The organism is Thermaerobacter composti, from assembly GCF_033582035.1.
GTDB lineage: Bacteria > Bacillota > Sulfobacillia > Thermaerobacterales > Thermaerobacteraceae > Thermaerobacter > Thermaerobacter composti.
In genome coordinates, this window is sequence record NZ_CP132508.1 from 905,376 (window position 1) to 922,275 (window position 16,900).

At 72.1% G+C, this 16,900-nt stretch carries 11 protein-coding genes; 10 read left to right on the top strand and 1 reads right to left on the bottom strand.

The features are described from left to right. Positions 1-314 precede the first annotated feature (314 nt). The 9 genes from Q5761_RS03565 (at position 315) to Q5761_RS03605 (ending at position 13,041) form a co-directional block, all read left to right on the top strand. Complete coding sequence (locus Q5761_RS03565; RefSeq protein WP_318751241.1) at positions 315-1,175, top strand: ZIP family metal transporter; 861 nt, start codon at positions 315-317, stop codon at positions 1,173-1,175. A gap of 577 nt (positions 1,176-1,752) precedes the next feature. Beyond that, the gene (locus Q5761_RS03570) at positions 1,753-3,168 is read left to right on the top strand and encodes a sodium:alanine symporter family protein (RefSeq protein WP_318751242.1); all 1,416 of its coding nucleotides are present in this window, start codon (positions 1,753-1,755) and stop codon (positions 3,166-3,168) included. 774 nt (positions 3,169-3,942) lie between these two features. Further along, a complete protein-coding gene (locus tag Q5761_RS03575; protein ID WP_318751243.1) occupies positions 3,943-5,583 on the top strand; it encodes an ABC transporter substrate-binding protein in 1,641 nt (546 codons plus the stop codon). 407 nt (positions 5,584-5,990) lie between these two features. After that, on the top strand, positions 5,991-7,010 hold the full coding sequence (locus Q5761_RS03580) for an ABC transporter permease (protein ID WP_318751244.1): 1,020 nt from the start codon (positions 5,991-5,993) through the stop codon (positions 7,008-7,010). 697 nt (positions 7,011-7,707) lie between these two features. Then, positions 7,708-8,877 (top strand): ABC transporter permease, encoded by a 1,170-nt coding sequence (locus Q5761_RS03585; protein WP_318751245.1) that lies wholly within the window; start codon positions 7,708-7,710, stop codon positions 8,875-8,877. A 232-nt stretch (positions 8,878-9,109) separates the two neighbouring features. Continuing rightward, positions 9,110-10,066, top strand: coding sequence for an ABC transporter permease (locus tag Q5761_RS03590; protein WP_318751246.1), 957 nt, complete (start codon positions 9,110-9,112; stop codon positions 10,064-10,066). After that, positions 10,053-11,006, top strand: coding sequence for an iron chelate uptake ABC transporter family permease subunit (locus Q5761_RS03595; RefSeq protein WP_318751247.1), 954 nt, complete (start codon positions 10,053-10,055; stop codon positions 11,004-11,006). Before Q5761_RS03590 ends, Q5761_RS03595 begins: the two co-directional genes overlap by 14 nt. Continuing rightward, the gene (locus Q5761_RS03600; RefSeq protein ID WP_318751248.1) at positions 11,000-11,761 is read left to right on the top strand and encodes an ABC transporter ATP-binding protein; all 762 of its coding nucleotides are present in this window, start codon (positions 11,000-11,002) and stop codon (positions 11,759-11,761) included. The genes Q5761_RS03595 and Q5761_RS03600 overlap by 7 nt, the downstream gene beginning before the upstream one ends. A gap of 251 nt (positions 11,762-12,012) precedes the next feature. Beyond that, complete coding sequence (locus Q5761_RS03605) at positions 12,013-13,041, top strand: siderophore ABC transporter substrate-binding protein (RefSeq protein WP_318751249.1); 1,029 nt, start codon at positions 12,013-12,015, stop codon at positions 13,039-13,041. Positions 13,042-13,119: 78 nt separating this feature from the next. On the opposite strand, the gene Q5761_RS03610 is transcribed toward Q5761_RS03605, so the two are convergent. Further along, entirely contained in the window at positions 13,120-15,192 is a 2,073-nt protein-coding gene (locus Q5761_RS03610; RefSeq protein WP_318751250.1) for a hypothetical protein, read from the bottom strand. A 116-nt stretch (positions 15,193-15,308) separates the two neighbouring features. On the opposite strand from Q5761_RS03610, the gene Q5761_RS03615 reads away from it, so the two are divergent. Beyond that, positions 15,309-16,520, top strand: coding sequence for an amidohydrolase (locus Q5761_RS03615; RefSeq protein ID WP_318751600.1), 1,212 nt, complete (start codon positions 15,309-15,311; stop codon positions 16,518-16,520). Positions 16,521-16,900: the final 380 nt, after the last annotated feature.

The following is a 16,900-nucleotide window of genomic DNA, read 5'->3' on the forward strand; positions in this document are numbered from 1 at the left end:
ACCGGCCCGCCCGGCTCGCCGCGCCGCGGCGAGCCGGGCGCCAGGGCCAGCCGCTCCCCCCGCCAGGGCTTGCTGCCGGCAGGGGGACGGGGGTGCAGGACCCACGGAAGGGGAGCCGACGACGGGCACCCCGGAGCGGGGGTCCTCATGCAGACCAGCCGGTTGCCGCAAGCGACCACGGAAGGGGGGCCGACGACGGGTATCCCGAAGCGGGCGGCCGCGCCGCGGCGCCTGGGCCATCCTGTTGGCCATCCTGTGGATGTCAGGGCGTCGATGGACGTTGATGTCAGCACGCGCCCTGAAGGGGTGGGACGGTGGGGTGGCCCGGATGGGGCGAAGCCGCCCTGTGGGCGCTGGTCGCGGCCAGCAGCGGGCTCTGGGGTTGTCTCGCCGGCCTGTTCATCCCCCTGGGACGCGAGGTGCTGGCCGCCGTCATGGCCTTCGGCGCCGGGGCCCTGCTGGGTGCCGTGACCTTCGACGTGCTGCCCGCGGCCCACGACCGGGGCGGGCCGGGTCCGGCGGTGGCCGGGTTCCTGGCGGGGGCGCTCCTCTTCACCCTGGTCGACTTCGCCCTCGATCGCCGCGGGGCGGCGGGCCGCAAGCGCAGCGGCGTCGAGCCGGCGGCGCCGCGGGCGCCGGCGTCGACGGGTCCACGCCAGCGGGCGACGGGGCGCGGCCTGGGGCCGACCCCAGCCGGGACCGGCGGCGCCCCAGGGGCGGGGGCTGGCGATGCCCCGGGGCCGCGGGCCGGCGCGGCCTGGGCGATCCTGGCCGGCGCGGTGCTCGACGGCATCCCCGAGGCCTTCGCCCTGGGCGTCGACCTGTACGCCGGCCGGGGGGTGAGCCTCGCGCTGGTCGCCGGCATCTTCCTCAGCACCCTGCCCGAGGGCCTGTCCGGGTCCGTGGGGCTGCGGCGCGCCGGTTACAACCCCGGGTTCATCGCGTCGATCTGGGCCGCTGTGGCCCTGGTGGCGGCGCCCGCCGCAGCGGCCGGCTTCGTCCTCGCCGAGCGGCTAGCCGGCGTCACGGAGGCGTTGATCCTCTCCCTGGCGGCCGGCGGGGTGGTGGCGATGGCCGCCGACACGCTGACCCCCGAGGCATACCGGGAGGGGGGCAACGTGGTCGGCCTGGTCACCGCCGTGGGGATGATCCTCAGCTTCATCCTGGCCGGGTAGCCCGGCCAGCGGATACGGACCGGATGCCGCCGCGGCCGGCTCGGGAGGTTCCTGCCTGCGCCTGATGTCCCATGCTCCCGTGCCCATGCCTGGGCATCCGTCCAGCCGCCCACCGTCACCACCACCTGCCCCACCGGCAGGTTGTCCATCGCATCCGTCATCATGTCTGCCCGCCGGGGTTCGGGCGGTTCCGTGCGACGTCGACCCGTTCCTGCGGGGTTCGCGTGAGCGGCTCGCCCGCTGGTGGGCGGACCGCCCGGTCGTGCACGAGTCCCCCTCCCCTTCGCGAGTCGCCGGTCGCGGGTGGTGCGGCGGCGCACCCGCGTCGGCGGCGTACCCGCGTCGGCGGCGGCGCGTACCTGGCCGCGGTGGTCCTCGTTCCCGCCGCGGGAGACCCGGGTTCGCTCTGGGCAGGATTCGTGCTCCTTTCGACCGAACCTGTCTGTCGACTCGTCTCTCTCGCCTGTGTCGCCGGCGGTATCGATCGGATGGCCCCGCAGCACGCCGGGCTCCTCCGGATGTTTCCGGGGCCCGGTGAAGGCGATCCGAGACCATTCCGGTACGAGGGGGGATCCGGGTGCAAGGGTTCGTGGACGGGCTGGCTGCGTTGCTCGACGCCGCCAGCGACCTGGTGTGGGGGCCGCCCATGCTGGTCCTCATCGTCGGCACGGGCCTGTTCCTCACCATCCGCCTGCGCGGGCTGCAGTTCCGCGAGCTGGGGTATGCGTTGCGCCTCGCCTTCAGCCGGCGGCAGGACCATCGGTCCGAGGGCGACATCAACCACTTCCAAGCGCTGACGACGGCTCTGGCCGGCACCGTGGGAACGGGCAACATCGCCGGCGTCGCGACGGCGGTGACGCTGGGCGGGCCCGGGGCGGTGTTCTGGATGTGGGTGACGGCCCTGGTCGGCATGGCCACCAAGTATGCCGAGGCGATCCTGGCCGTCGCCTACCGGGTGCGCAACGCCCGTGGCGAGATGGCCGGCGGGCCGATGTACGTCCTCGAGCGCGGGCTCGGGCAGCGGTGGCTGGCGGTGTTGTTCGCCCTCTTCGGGGCGCTCGCCGGTTTCGGCATCGGCAACACGGTCCAGGCGTACGAGGTCACCAACAACATCCAGCAGTATTGGGGCGTACCCTCCTGGATCACGGGGGTCGTGCTGGCCGGCATGACCGGGCTGGTGGTGATCGGCGGGATCAAGGCCATCGGCCGGGTGACGGCGTTCCTGGTGCCCTTCATGGCGCTGTTCTACGTCATCGGGGGGCTGGTCATCCTCGTCCGGCACATCGAGGCGGTGCCGGGCGCCATCGCCCTGATCCTCGGCCACGCCTTGACCGGGGAGGCCGTGGGCGGCGGCGTGGTGGGGGCCGGGGTGCGCGAGGCCATCCGCTGGGGCGTGGCCCGCGGCGTGTTCTCCAACGAAGCGGGCCTGGGCAGTGCGCCCATCGCCGCCGCCGCGGCCAAGACGGACATCCCCGCGCGGCAGGCCCTGGTGTCCATGACGGGGACGTTCATCGACACCATCGTGGTCTGCTCCATCACCGGCCTCGTGATCGTGGCGACGGGGATGTGGCAGCAGGCCGACCCGGCGACGCTGACGGGCGCCCAGCTGACCACCCGGGCCTTCGAGATGGGCCTGCCGGGACCGGGTGGGCTGATCGTGGTCATCGGGCTGATCCTCTTCGCGTACTCGACCATCCTCGGCTGGGCGTACTATGGGGAGAAGTGCTTCGAGTACCTGTTCGGGACCCGCGCCATCACCGTCTACCGCGTCCTGTGGACGGTCGGGGTGTTCGCCGGCTCGGTGGCCACCTTCGGGCTGGTGTGGGACTTCGCCGACGTGATGAACGGGCTCATGGCGGTGCCGAACCTGATCAGCCTCCTCGCCCTGAGCGGAGTGGTGGTCCGTGAGACCCGGCGCTTCTTCGAGGTGGGCCGGGAGCCGGTGGTCCCCGGCAGCGGGCAGCCCGTGACCACCGGGGCGTCCGGCGATTGAGGGGGCGTAGCCCCCGGCGCATCCCGCGACGGCGAGGGGACGGCCGCGCGGGGCGGGCCCAGCGCCCCGCGCGGCCGCTCTGGACCGCATCCCCGTCCATCGGCCCCGCGCCCGCCACCGCGCGGGGCGGGCCCAGCGCCCGGGGCGGCCGCCGCTGCCGCCTCCTCTTGCGCGGAGCCTGCGATGTCCTTAGATTCGGGGCGGGGAAGCCTTCGTCCCCCAGGGGTCCCGAACCGGATCGAACCGCCCTGCGGCGACCCATCGGAATCCCGGACGCGGTGCCCAGCGTGACGCCCGCACCGCGATGCGCAGTGCGCGCATCAGCCCATGCACCCCGACTCCCGCGGTCCCTGTGACCCGCTGGCTTTTTCCCACCGCCATGCCTCCGGTCGGTGCGTTGGCCTGCCTGGGAGGGATGGGTGCGTGCCAGGCGACCGGGCCGGCGCCGCGCCGCGGCGCCTGCGCTGACCCGGTGCGACGCCGCGGCGCCGGCGCTGACCCGGTGCGACGCCGCGGCGCCCGCGTCGACGGGCCCCGTCGACGGGCGCCGAGGACGGGGAGGGACCGTCTCCGGTCCCGGGGGCGCCGGGACCGCGGCCCGGTCGGGACCCGCGGAAGCGCGGCCGGGACGCCCGCGAGATGCGGAAGAGTTCGAGGGCTCGAAGGCCGGTGGGGTGGCGGAGACCTTCTGGACTGCGACCGGGCGCGGGGGCGCCGGTCGCCGGCGAAAGGGGGAGACGCATGGTCGGTCGGACGAGGTGGTTCGGGCCCCGGATGGTTCGCGATGAAGGCTGCGGAGCCGGGACCGGGTACCCGCCGTCGTGGGACGGGCGGCGGCCCGGCGCCCGGCCCTGGTTGTGCTGGCTGGTGGTCGTCCTGCTCGGCTTCGCGGTGGCCGGCTGCACCGGCGGCGGGCAGGAGACGGCCGGCGGGGAGGCCGGTTCGTCCGAGGGGAAGGTGCTGACCCTGACCCTGGACGGGGCGAAGAATCGGGAGGCGGAGCTGCAGGTCATCGCCCAGTACCTGAAGCAGGTGGGCATCGACGCCCAGGTGCGGGTGTGGGAGTACCAGACCCTGGTGGCCGAGGCCCAGAAGGGGACCCGGCAGGCCTACGCCACCGACTGGGGCAGCTCCACGTTCAGTCCCGTGGACCTCGCGGTGCCCAAACTGGAGACCGGCGGGCGCGGCAACTACTCCTTCTACTCCAACCCCGAGGTCGACGCCCTGTTCCGGCAGGCGGCCGCCACCACCGACGAGGGCGAGGCCCTCGAGGCTTACAAGAAGGCGCAGGAGATCATCTACCGGGATGCGCCGTGGATCTTCGGCTACTACCTGGACGCCATCGAGGCGGCGTCGACCCGGTTGAAGAACTGGCAACCCTCCATGGACAGTCGCGTCAATCTCCACGACGTGGAGCTGGAGGACGGGGACACGCTGGTGGTGGGCCTGCGCGCCGACCGCATCCTCTCCCTGGATCCGGCGGCCTACCGGGACCGAGACACCGAGACGGTGATCCGCAACATCTACGACGGTCTGGTGACCCGGACGCCCGACGGCGAGGTAGTGCCGGAGATCGCCGAGTCGTGGGAGCAGCCCGACCCGACCACCTACATCTTCAAGCTGCGCCGGGGCATCAAGTTCCACAACGGTGAGGAGCTGACGGCCGACGACGTGGTGTTCACCTTCGAGCGGATCCTGGCCGACGACGGGCTGGACGGCCAGCCCTCGCCGCGGAAGGGGCTGGTGGAGCCGCTCCAGTCCGTCGAGAAGGTGGACGACTACACCGTGCGGATGAAGCTGGCGAAGCCGTCGGCCGCGTTCCTCCAGCTCCTGGTGCACACCCAGATCGTCCCCAAGGACTACGTGGAGGAAGTGGGCAGCCGGGGGCTGTCGGAGCACCCCGTGGGGGCGGGTCCCTTCAAGTTCGTCGAGGGGAGCCTCGACGGCCAGATCGTGCTGGAGCGGTTCGACGGGTACTACGGCGGTTCGCCGGAGCTGCCGCCCGTGGGCCCGGCCAAGGTGCGGCGCGTGGTCTTCCGCATGATGCCGGAGCCAGCCACCCGCATCGCGGCGCTGAAGAGCGGGGAGGTCCACATCGTCCAGGAGGTGCCGCCGGACATGGTGGCCGACCTGGAGCGAGACCCCAACGTGCAGGTCAAGGTCACCCAGGGGACCCGGCTCTACATGATCGAGCTCAACAACAAGGTGCTCTCCGACCCCCGGGTGCGACAGGCGCTGAACTACGCCATCGACTGGGACGCGATCCTCCAGGAGCTGTACCAGGGCCACGCCCACCGCGTGGCGACGGCGATGCTGCCCAGCGGCTTCGGCTACCACGAGGGCCTCGAGCCGTACCCCTACGACCCGGAGAAGGCGAAGCAGCTGCTGCGCGAGGCGGGCTACACGGTCGACTGAGGGACGAACCCGGCCATCGCCGGGCGGACGAATGGGACCCTCCCCGGCACCCGCGCGGCAGGTGAGCCCACCCTCGCCCGGCGGACCGACGCGCGGCGGCCGCGCCGGGGCGCGCGGCGGGCGAGGGCGGCGGGCGGCGGCGGGCGGTAACGGCGGGCGGTGGCGGCGGGTGGTGGCGGCGCCCGGGCCGCGGGTGTGGCCGCCGTGGAGCGGTGGCGCTCCCGGAGGTGGCTTCGGCATGGCTTCGTCCGCGCCGCCGGCGGGCGTGGCCGCCCTGCGGCCGGTTCCGCTGCCCCCCGGCGGCCGGTTCCAATGCCAGCCGGGGACGGGGCGACCGTCGGCGCCCTTTGGGCGCGCCGGCCCGGGGACCCGCGCGGCGCGGGCCGCAGGGGACGGGAGGTGACGGGATGCGGGGCGCGTGGATCGTGCGTCGTCTGGCCATGGCGCTTCCCCTGGCGGTGGGGATCGTGCTGGTGAGCTTCATCCTCCTGCGGGTGATGCCGGGCGACCCCGTGGACATCATGCTGCGCGGCGGCGGCATGTCCAGCGAGGAGGAGGCGCGGGCCCTGGCCCGCGAGCTGGGCCTGGACCAGCCGCTGCACGTCCAGCTGGGCCGGTTCGTCGCCGATCTGGCCCACGGCGACCTGGGCGAGTCCATCCGCAGCCGCCAACCGGTGGGGCAGGTGCTGCTGGCGACCCTGCCGGCCACGGTGGAGCTGGCCGTGGCGGCGCTCGGCTTCGCCGTGGTGGTGGGGGTGGCGCTGGGCGTGCTGGCGGCCGTGCGCCGCGGCTCGTGGCTCGACCGGCTGGTCATGGCGACGGCCTCCCTCGGCATCTCCATGCCCGCCTTCTGGTTCGGCATCGTGCTGATGCTGGTGCTGGCGGTGGGCACCGGCTGGCTGCCCACCTCCGGTCGCATCGCCTCCGAGTACGCCGGCGCCGTGCCTTGGCGGACCGGGTTCCTCCTGATCGACACGCTGCTGGCGGGCAACGGGGCCGCCTTCCGGTCCGCCCTCGCCCACCTGGTGCTGCCGGCCGTGACCCTGGGCGCGGAGCTGGCGGCGGTGGTGGCCCGGGTGACCCGCTCCAGCATGCTGGAGGTGCTGGGGGCCGAGTTCATCCGCACGGCCCGGGCCAAGGGCCTCCACGAGCGGCGGGTGGTCCTGGTCCACGCCCTGCGCAACGCCCTGATCCCCACCGCCAGCGTGGTGGGGCTGCAGGCGGGGGTGCTGCTGGGCGGCAACATGATCGTCGAGACGGTGTTCGGCTGGCCGGGTCTAGGAAGGCTGGTGGTCGAGGCCATCTTCGCCCGGGACTACCCGGTGGTCCAGGGGGCGGTGATGGTCTACGCGCTGACCTTCCTGGTGATGAACCTGCTGGTCGACCTGGCCTACACGTGGCTCGATCCGCGCATCCGGGAGGCGTAGCCGGGCGGCCTGGGGCGTGCCGACGGCGGGGGTGCGGACGGCGCGGCAGGTACGGACCCCGCACGAGGGGGCGGACGAGGTGGGGGACGCTGCGCGGGGCGGTTGCCGAGGGCGACCGGCTCCCGGTCCTGGGCCAATCGAGGCCCAATCGCGCGGCCAGGGGAGGTGCCGACCGAGGCTCCTTCCTGCGGCAAGCCGGGGTCCCACCCGCGACCATCCGTGGTCCGTGCGTGCGGTCACGCCGGCGCCCGCGTCCGCGGGCACGCAGCGGTCCCTGCCTGCGGCCAGGCGAAGTCCCCGCGTGCCGGCACGCCGGGGCCCGTTCCCGCGGGCCCGCGGCGGCCGCCGCCCGGGCCAGGCGAGCTCCCTGCGTGCTGGAACACGGGGCCGTTCCCACGGGCACGCGGTGGCCGCTGCCCGGGCCAGGCGAGGTCCCTGCCCGCAGGCGCGCCGAGGCGGCCCGGGCGGTCCGTCAAACTGGACATCCGCCGGGCCGACCTGGGGAGGGATGCGGCGCACGGGGCCATCCCAGGCGAAGACGGGACCATCACGGCCGGAGGACGACGGGCGCAGGGTGGTGGCGGGCGAGCACCGCGAACCCATGGGCGAAACCGGGGACGAGGGCTACCGGGGGCGGCAGCGACGGCGGCTGGCTGCGAGCGGCGGGAGCGGGACCGGTTGGAGAGGAGGGGCGGCCATGCCAGACGGGAGGCAGGATCCGGTGCGGGGCGGGCGACGGGACGAACGGGCCTGGCACCTCCGGCCGGAGGGTGGCGTCGGGGGCGATCTGGGCGATGCGATCCGGGGGACCGGGGCGTCCGGCGGGGCGACCGTCGTCGCCGCGGCCGCCGGATTCGTCGCCGCCCCTTCCTCCGGCCCGACCGCTGCCTACCGGGTGGGAGCGGTGGCCAGGCCGGACGCGGCGCCCCAGGGGGCTGGCCCGATCGCCGACCGCCCGGCCTCCACCGTCGTCGCGCCAGGCCGGGTCCCCGGCGGCGCTCCCGCGCCCGGTGGGACCCCCGGCGCCTGGCGCCGGTTGTGGCGGCGACATCCCCAGATGGTGGTCGGTCTGCTGGTGGTGGTGCTCTACGTGGCGGCGGCAGTGGCGGCGCCTTGGCTCGCGCCCTACGACCCCGACGACTTCACCCTGAGCGCGCGGCTGGCACCGCCGGCCTTCCTCCCCGGCGGCCACCCGGAGCACCTGCTGGGCACCGACCGGCTGGGGCGCGACCTCTTGACCCGGTTGCTCTACGGGGCCCGCGTCTCCTTGCTGGTGGGGGCGGTGGGGGTCACGGTGGCCGGCTTCTTCGGGTCGGTGCTCGGCGCGGTGGCCGGATACTTCGGGGGCCTGGTCGATCAGGTGCTCTCCCGCGCGGCCGACCTGCTGATGGCCTTCCCGTATCTGCTCTTCACCATCCTGATGATGGGGATCCTGGGGCCGGGCATCGGCAACCTGATCCTGGCCCTGACCTTCAAGGCCTGGGTCGAGTTCTTCCGGGTGGCCCGGGGCCAGGTGCTGGCGGAGAAGGCCAAGCCCTACGTCGAGGCGGCCCGGGCCATCGGGCGCGGCCACGCTGGCATCCTGGCGCGGGAGATCCTGCCCAACATCGTGCACGCGCTCCTGGTGGTGGCCACCCTGCGGGCCGGTCACATGATCCTGATGGAGGCGTCCCTGAGCTTCCTGGGCATCGGCGTCCCGCCCGACGTGCCGGCGTGGGGCTCCATGGTGGCCGAGGGGCGCGACTATCTCGGCACCGCGTGGTGGGTCTCCACCCTGCCGGGGTTGGCCGTGCTGGTGCTGGTCCTGGCGGTGAACACCCTGGGCGACGGGCTGCGGGAGATGCTGGATCCGCGGCTGCGGGTGTGAGGGGGGCGGGGCCGGCCGTCCGGCTCGATGCGATCCTAGGTTGACGACGAACGGGGCTTGCACCCTCCGTCGCAATTCATTATCATTTTCGCCGGCAGCCGGCCCCGCCTGATGATGCTCCTCACGGCGGTGTCGCTGGCTGCCGGCGCTCAAGAGCTGGCCGTGGCCGTGCGGTTGCTGTGGGTCTGGTCAGAGTCACGGGTCACGGCACTCCGGGTGGGGAGGCCCCGTTGTGAGACGATGCCTGTGGGCGATCCCCCTTCTCCTTGCCCTGACCTCGCTGTTCATCGGCACGGCGGAGCTCACTCCCCGCGACCTCCTGCACCCGACGGATGAGGCCAGGCGTCTGCTCATCCTGAGCCGCATCCCCCGGCTCGCCAGCATCCTCCTGGCCGGCATGGGTCTCGGCGTGGCAGGGTTGATCATGCAGCACCTGGCCCAGAACCGGCTGGCGTCACCCACCACCGCGGGCACCGAGGACGCGGCGCGGTTCGGCGTCCTGGTGGCGCTGCTGCTCTTCCCCCACGCGGCGCCCTGGCAACGGATGCTGGTGGCCTTCGTCTGCGCCCTTGCCGGGACGGCCGTCTTCATGGCCCTGGTGAACCGGGTGCGCAACAAGGGGTCGATCTTCGTCCCCATCGTCGGGTTGATGTTCGGCAATGTCGTCGGTGCCTTCACCACCTTCTTCGCCTACCAGTTCGACCTGGTCCAGAACGTCTCGGCCTGGCTGCAAGGGAACTTCTCCCTGGTGATCCAGGGCAACTACGAGCTGCTCTACCTCGCCGTTCCCCTGGTGGCCCTGGCCTACCTGTACGCGGAGCGGTTCACCATCGCCGGCCTGGGGGAGTCCTTTGCCACCAATCTCGGCCTCAACTACCGGCAGGTGGTGACCTTGGGCCTAGTCATCGTCTCCCTGCTGACGGCGGTGGTCATCCTCACCGTGGGCAAGATCCCCTTCGTCAGCCTGATCGTGCCCAACCTGGTCGCCCTGGTGCGGGGGGACCACGTGCGCAGGAATCTTGCCCTGACGGCCTGGACGGGAACCACATTCGTCCTAGCCTGTGACATCGTCGGTCGCCTGATCATCCGGCCGTACGAGGTCCCGATCGCCTTGATGGCCGGCATTGTGGGATCGGTGGCATTCCTCTATCTGCTGCTGAGGGGGATCCGGCCCCGTGAAGCCGGCTGAGCGGACGATCTGGCTCCTGGCCGCACTGGTGCTCATCGCCGTCGGCGTGTTCCTCTTCGGCGACATGGGGAGCCACTGGCGGTACATCCTCTCCCGGCGTGCAGTGAAGGTGGCCGCCATGGTGATCAGCGCCGTGGCCATCGGCGTGTCCACCCTGGCGTTTCAGACCGTCGTCCAGAACCGCATCCTGACGCCGGGGGTGGTGGGGCTCGACTCGCTGTACCTGTTCATCCAGACCGCGGCCACGTTCGTGGGGGGGCGATATCTGGCTGCCTTGGCGGATCCCCAGGCGAACTTCTTCGCGTCGCTGGCGGTCATGGTCCTGTTTGCGCTGGGCCTCTACCGGCTGGTCTTCGGCCGCCACCTGCAAGACGTCTACCGGTTGCTGCTCGTCGGCATGGTGCTCGGCACCTTCTGGGGGAGCCTGACCACCTTCATGCAGGTGTTGATCGACCCCAACGAGTTCCTGCAGCTGCAAGGACGGATGTTCGCCAGCCCGAGCCGGGTCAACGCCGACTTGCTGTTGCCGGCCGCCCTGCTGGTCGCCGGTCTGGTGGCCGACCTGGTGCGCACCCATCGGTACCTTGACGTGCTCACCCTCGGCCGCGACGTCGCGATGACGCTGGGGGTCGACTACCAGAGCCAGGTCCGCCGATGGCTGGTCGACATCGCCGCCCTGACGTCGGTGGCCACAGCCCTCATCGGCCCCATGACCTTCTTGGGCCTGATCGCCGCCAACCTGGGCTACCAGCTGGTGAAGCACTGGCGCCACGGGCTCCTCTTCCACGCCGTCGCGCTGGTCAGCGTCGCCATCGTGGTCGGAGGGCAGTGGGCGGTGGAACGCGTGCTGGAGTTCTCGACGCCGCTCAGCGTGGTGATCCAGCTGGTCGGTGGCGTGTACTTCCTGTTCCTGCTGACGAAGGAGCGAGTGGTATGGTGACCGTTCGTCAACTTTCGAAGCGGTATGGCGAGCACTGGGCCCTGCGGGACGTCTCGCTGGACGTCGAGGAGGGCACCCTGGTGGCCCTGATCGGTCCCAACGGGGCCGGAAAGAGTACGTTGCTGTCCATCATCGCCCGGCTGATCCGGCCGGACGCCGGCAGCGTCTACATCGACGGCAAGGAGCTCCACGCCTACGGCTCCATGGAACTGGCGCGGAAGGTCGCATACCTTCGCCAGACCGTCACGGTCGGGGCGCGGCTCACGGTACGCGACCTGGTCATCTTCGGCCGTTTTCCCCACTGCGAGGGGCGGCTGCGCAGGGCGGATTGGGAGGCGGTCGAGCGGGCGCTGGGCTACATGGAACTGGAGACCTTGGGCGACGCCTTTTTGGACGAGCTCAGCGGCGGTCAGCGGCAGCGGGCGCTGATCGCCATGGTGCTGGCCCAGGAGACCGATTACATATTGCTCGACGAGCCCCTGAACAACCTGGACATGCGCTACGCGGTCCAGATCATGAGGCTCCTGCGACGGCTGGTGCGGGATCTCCACAAGACCGTGCTGATCACCCTCCACGACGTCAACATGGCCGCCGTCTATGCCGACCAGATCGTAGCGCTGAAGGACGGGCAGGTCCGGAAGCACGGATCGGTGGACGCGGTCATCCAGCGTGACGTGCTGCGCTCCCTGTTCGACATCGACATGCTGGTGACGTCGTTGCAGGGCCGACGGATCTGCATCTACGCCCAGTGGTAGGGCTCCGCGGCCCGGGGTCCGCAGGTCGGCGGGAGCGAAGGGGAGCCGGGCATCCAGTCGCCTATCGACAAAGCGAGGGGGTGCGGATTTGACATCCAAAAAAGAGAATGATAACTACTATCACTAGCATAACCGTGGCCGCGTGGATGCGGGGCGCATGGTCGGGTGTGCAGCCGTGTCGCTCCAGAGGGGATGATCCTGTCTCGTCCCGGCCCGCGGCATGGCATGTCGAACCGGGGAGGGTGAAAGTCGTGGTCAGGGCCTGGGTCAAGGGCGTGGCGTTGAAGCGCCGCGTGTCCTTCCTCCTGCTGTTGGCCTCTCTCATCCTGTCGGCGTGCGGCGGAGGCGCGTCGAACGGCGGCGGCTCCGGCCCGGAAGAGGGTTCTCCCGGCGGCGGCGAAACGGCTGCGTCCTCGGCGACGGCAGGCGGCGAGGGCGAGATCGTCGTCGAACACGCGCTTGGCAGGACCACCGTCCTGCGGAACCCGCAGAAGGTGGTGGCCTTCGACTTCGGCGTGGTCGACTCGTTGGATCGCTTGGGGGTTCAGGTGACGGGCGTCCCGCAGGCCAACGTGCCGGCCTACCTTGAGAAGTACAAGGGGGACCCCTACATCAACGTGGGCAGCCTGATGGAGCCCGACTTCGAGGCCATCAGTGAGCTCGAGCCCGACGTGATCTTCATCTCCGGTCGCCAGCGCGACTACTACAAGCAATTCCAGGAGCTGGCGCCAACCGTGTACATGGCCGTGGACCCGTCCCGGTACATGGACTCGTTCAAGGAGAACATGCGCTTGCTGGGCAAGATCTTCGGTCGCGAGGAACAGGTGGAGGCCGAGCTTGCCCGCATCGACGAGAAGGTCGAAGCGTTGCGCCAGCGCGTGGAAGCCCTCGATGCTCGCAAGGCGCTGGTGGTCCTGGTCAGTGACCGGAACATCACCGTGTTCGGTCCGAAGTCGCGCTTTGGCCTGGTCTACGACGAATTCGGCTTCGAGCCCGTGGACCCCAACATCGAGCCGTCCACCCACGGGATGAACGTCTCCTTCGAGTACCTCGCGGAGAAGAACCCCGATTTCCTGTTCGTCATCGACCGCAACAGCGTGGTCGGGGGCGAGGGCTTGCCACCCGCCCAGCAGGTTCTGGACAACGAGCTGGTCAGGGGTACCAAGGCGTTCCAGAACGGCAATGTGGTCTATCTGGCGCCGGATGTCTGGTACCTCGCGGGAGGCGGCCTGGAGTCGGTCGCCCGCATGATCGACCAAGTTGCAGAGGCGTTGAAGTAGGCGCCGCAGCCATTCCCGCCCATGGTAGCGGCGGAAATGAGAGCGGCGCCACCTCGAGCTAGCGTGCGGGCCTGTGGCTCACGGCGGGGACGGCGGGGCGCCCCCACTCCGCCGTCGGGCCAGGCCCGCCATCACTACCGGCGCGGCGGTCCCCGCCACGACGGCCAGGAGCGCCGTGCTCCAGGTCAGGCTCGCCTGCGCCGGGAGGTCCCCGGTCCAGGCCGGACTCGGCAGGCTGTCGGCGCCCGCGGCCTCCGGGGGCACTAGACCCGCCGAAGGGGCTTCGAGCCACCAGGCGCCCGGCATACCGGACTCCGCTCCGCGCGCCGGCGGAGAGCGGTCGCCTGTCTCGGGCAGGGGCTGGTCCGGGACGCCGGCCGGCGGGGACGAGCCGGCGAGGTCGCGGACTCCCGTGCCTGAAGGCCCGGCCCGGCCGGGTCCTGCCGGGTCGGGGGCGGCCGGCGCCCCGCTGCCGCTGCCGGCGTCGCCCCCCAGCCACGCCCCGGCGGCGGACCCGGTGGTCGCCAGCCACAGGCTGCCGAGACCGAACTCCAGTAGGAAGGCGATGGCCGCCGCGGCCAGGCTCGTGCGGGCGCCGGCGCCAAGGACCGCCGCCCAGCGCAGCCGGTCCGCCAGGGCGCCGATCAGGGCGAGGCCGGTGCCGGCGGCGAGCCAGAGGCCCAGCTCGGGCACGCTCCAGCCCGTGGCCGTGCCACCGGTCAGGTGGGCGCCGCCCCACAGCACCCCGGCCGCGGCCGTCGCCCGGGCCAGGGCACGGCCGAGGGCCGGAACGGGCACCGGTGCCGACCGGTGTTCCCTCAGGGGACGAGACGTGAGCGCCTCCGCGGGCCTGCGCTCCGGCCCCCGCCGTGCCGGCGCTCCTGCCGGGACACCACCGGGTTCTCGCCGTCCCGGGGCTCCCGCCGGGACACGGTCCGGTTCCTTCGCCGGCCGGTCAGCCTGGGCCGACTCGCGTCCCGTCAGCAGGAGAGGCACGGCCCGCCAGGCCACGGCGACCATCACCAGCAGGCCCAGGTACCCCACCAGCGGGTAGACCCGCGTCACCAGGTTGGCGAAGCCGACGAAGCTGCCGGCGAAGGCGACGCCTCCCAGGCCCAGGACCGTGGTGGCGTAGCCCGTCCGCTCGGGGGAGCGCAGGCGCGCCGCCACCCCGTACAGGGAGGTGACGGCGGTGGTGAACACCTCGAGCCACAGGATGACCGCGTAGGCTGTGCCCAGGACGGGGCCGAAGCCGCGGGCGAGGGCGAGCATGGGGACCTCGACGCGGGCGGTGGCCGGCAGGCCGGCCCACACGGCGAGGTGCAGGGCCAGGGCGGCCAGCCCCAGCCCCGCGCCCCCCAGCAGCCCGCCGGCGTGCAGGGTAGACGGACGCTGCACCTGGGCGCCCAGCGGGGCCAGCACCGGCATGGCCAGCAACAGGTTGAAGCTGGCATAGAGCATGGCCGCCAGCGGCCAGAAGGGCGCGGCCCCAGCCACGCCGGTGCCGCCGGGCGGGGTGGCCGGCCAGCCCTCGCGCACGAGCACCCCGGCGCTGACGCCGAGCGCCCCCACCATCAGGACGGGCGCCACCAGGGAGGTGACGGCCGTCACCCCCCGCAGCCGGAAGAGCACCGTCACCGTGGCCGCCGCCGCCATGGCCAGCCCGCCCAGCCACCCGGGCCACCCGAACTGCTCCCGGAAGATGGCGTTGGACCCGGCGATCATCACGGCGGTGCCAGCAAACAAGAACCCGGTGATCACCCAGTCGGCCAGGGCGCCCAGCCATCGACCGCCCGCCGCCCGGACCAGCTCCTGGTGGGATTCGGCGCCCGTGGCCGCGCCGAGCCGCATGATGGCCACCCCGAAGGCGGCGAGCAGCGCGGCGACCCCCAGGAGGCCCAGCGTGCCCCACCCGTCGTACGCGGTGAAGAACCGCAAGATCTCCTGGCCCGAGGCGAATCCCGCTCCCACCACGGTGCCGATATAGGTGGCGGCCACCCGCAAGGGACCGAGGGCCGTCCGCGGCCGCGTTCCTCCGGACGAACCGGCTGCGCCGTTCGGTCCGCCCATGCCGGGGGACGAACCGGCCCCGCCTCCCGCCGCACCGGCCGGGTCGCTGGCCTCACCGGTCCAGCCGCGCTGCCTTGGCAAGGCTTCCATTCCTCCGATCCGTGCCAGGATGACCGCCCCTCGGCGGTGAAATCCAGGGAACCGAGTCGCGGGACGGAGCACCCGTCCTGGAACCCGAGGAGGGAGGTCCGTTGGCCGTGCTCCCTGCCCCCTGGGGTCCGCGCCTGGAGGCCCTGTTCGGCACTATGGTGGCCTGGCGGCGCCATCTCCATCAGCATCCCGAGCTGTCCTTCCAGGAAGTCGAGACGCCGCGCTTCATCGCGGAGCGGCTGCGGGAGGCGGGCATCCCCGTCCGCACCGGCGTCGGCGGGCGGGGGGTCGTGGGGGTGATCGAGGGCGCCCGGCCGGGCCCGACGGTGGCCCTGCGGGCCGACTTCGACGCCCTGCCCATCCAGGACGAGAAGGACGTGCCCTATCGCTCCCAGGTGCCCGGCGTCATGCACGCCTGCGGCCACGACGCCCACACGGCGACTTTGCTGGCGGTGGGACGGGTCTTGATGGAAGAACGCCGCCGCCTCCGGGGCCGCGTGGTGCTGATCCACCAGTTCGCCGAGGAGGTGGCGCCGGGCGGCGCCAAGCCCATGATCGAGGACGGGTGCCTGGACGGGGTCGATGTGATCTTCGGCACCCACCTCTGGACCCCGCTGCCCGTGGGGCGGGTGGGCTACTGCCCCGGCTACGCCATGGCGGCCGCCGACCGGTTCGAGATCGAGATCCTGGGCCAGGGCTGCCACGCCGCGGCGCCGCACCAGGGGGTCGACCCCATCCTGGTGGCGGCCCAGGTGGTCACGCAGCTGCAGCAGGTGGTGGGGCGGATGGTCGACCCCCTGGAGCCGGCGGTGGTTTCGGTGGGGACGCTGCATGCCGGCGCGGCCTTCAACGTGATTCCCGCCACCGCCACCCTGACGGGGACGGTACGGACCTTGAGCCCCGCGGTGCGGGACCGGATGGAGACCCTGCTCAAGCGGCTGGTGCGCGGGACCTGCGAGGCCCACGGGGCCGGGTATCGTTTCAAGTACGAGCGGGGCTATCCGGCCCTGTGCAACCACGAGGACATGACGGCCTTCGCGGCCGAAGCCATCCAGCGTTACGCCGGCGCGGAGGCGGTGGAGCGGGTGGCGCCGGTGATGGGCGGCGAGGACTTCGCCTACTACCTGCAGAAGGTGCCGGGCTGCTTCTTCTTCACGGGGGCAGGCAATCCCGAGGTGGGGGCGTCGTACCCCCACCATCACCCGCGCTTCGACATCGACGAGCGGGCCATGCTGGTGGCGGGCCGCGCGCTCTTGGCGGTGACGCTGCGGTACCTCGTGGGGGATGAGGAGCTGGAGCGGGGGATGGCCACCGCTTAGCCCCGCGGGGCCTTGGAGCGCCGTAGCCTAGCGCCCCAACGTGTCGGGACGGTGCCGTAATTGCCCGCTCCGCAAGGGGCGTTGCGCTTTGCGCTTGGGTGATCTTGCAGTTCTGGGCTGAGCTCACCCCGCTGCCACGCGCCGGCTAGGAACCCTCGCGTATGACACGGAACATCCAGTGGACGATGCCAACGGACAGCGGCAGCAGCACGAACACCATGGTGAAATAGACCGATCACGCTTGCACGACGAATTGCTGAGAAGATGGGACGACTCCGCCGTCGCTAGCATTAGGAGCCTATGCTCGCGCCGTGAGGTGGTGTTCAGGTGTCGGTTAGCAACGGAAGCGCTGTTTCCAATTTTGTGGAGAAGGCGAAGAG

What these genes read in the sequence shown, in the direction of transcription:
- Q5761_RS03580 (WP_318751244.1), top strand. Translation starts at nt 5,991, where the DNA reads ATGCGGGGCGCGTGGATCGTGCGTCGTCTGGCCATGGCGCTTCCCCTG.
- Q5761_RS03575 (WP_318751243.1), top strand. Translation starts at nt 3,943, where the DNA reads ATGGTTCGCGATGAAGGCTGCGGAGCCGGGACCGGGTACCCGCCGTCG.
- Q5761_RS03600 (WP_318751248.1), top strand. Translation starts at nt 11,000, where the DNA reads ATGGTGACCGTTCGTCAACTTTCGAAGCGGTATGGCGAGCACTGGGCC.
- Q5761_RS03585 (WP_318751245.1), top strand. Translation starts at nt 7,708, where the DNA reads ATGCCAGACGGGAGGCAGGATCCGGTGCGGGGCGGGCGACGGGACGAA.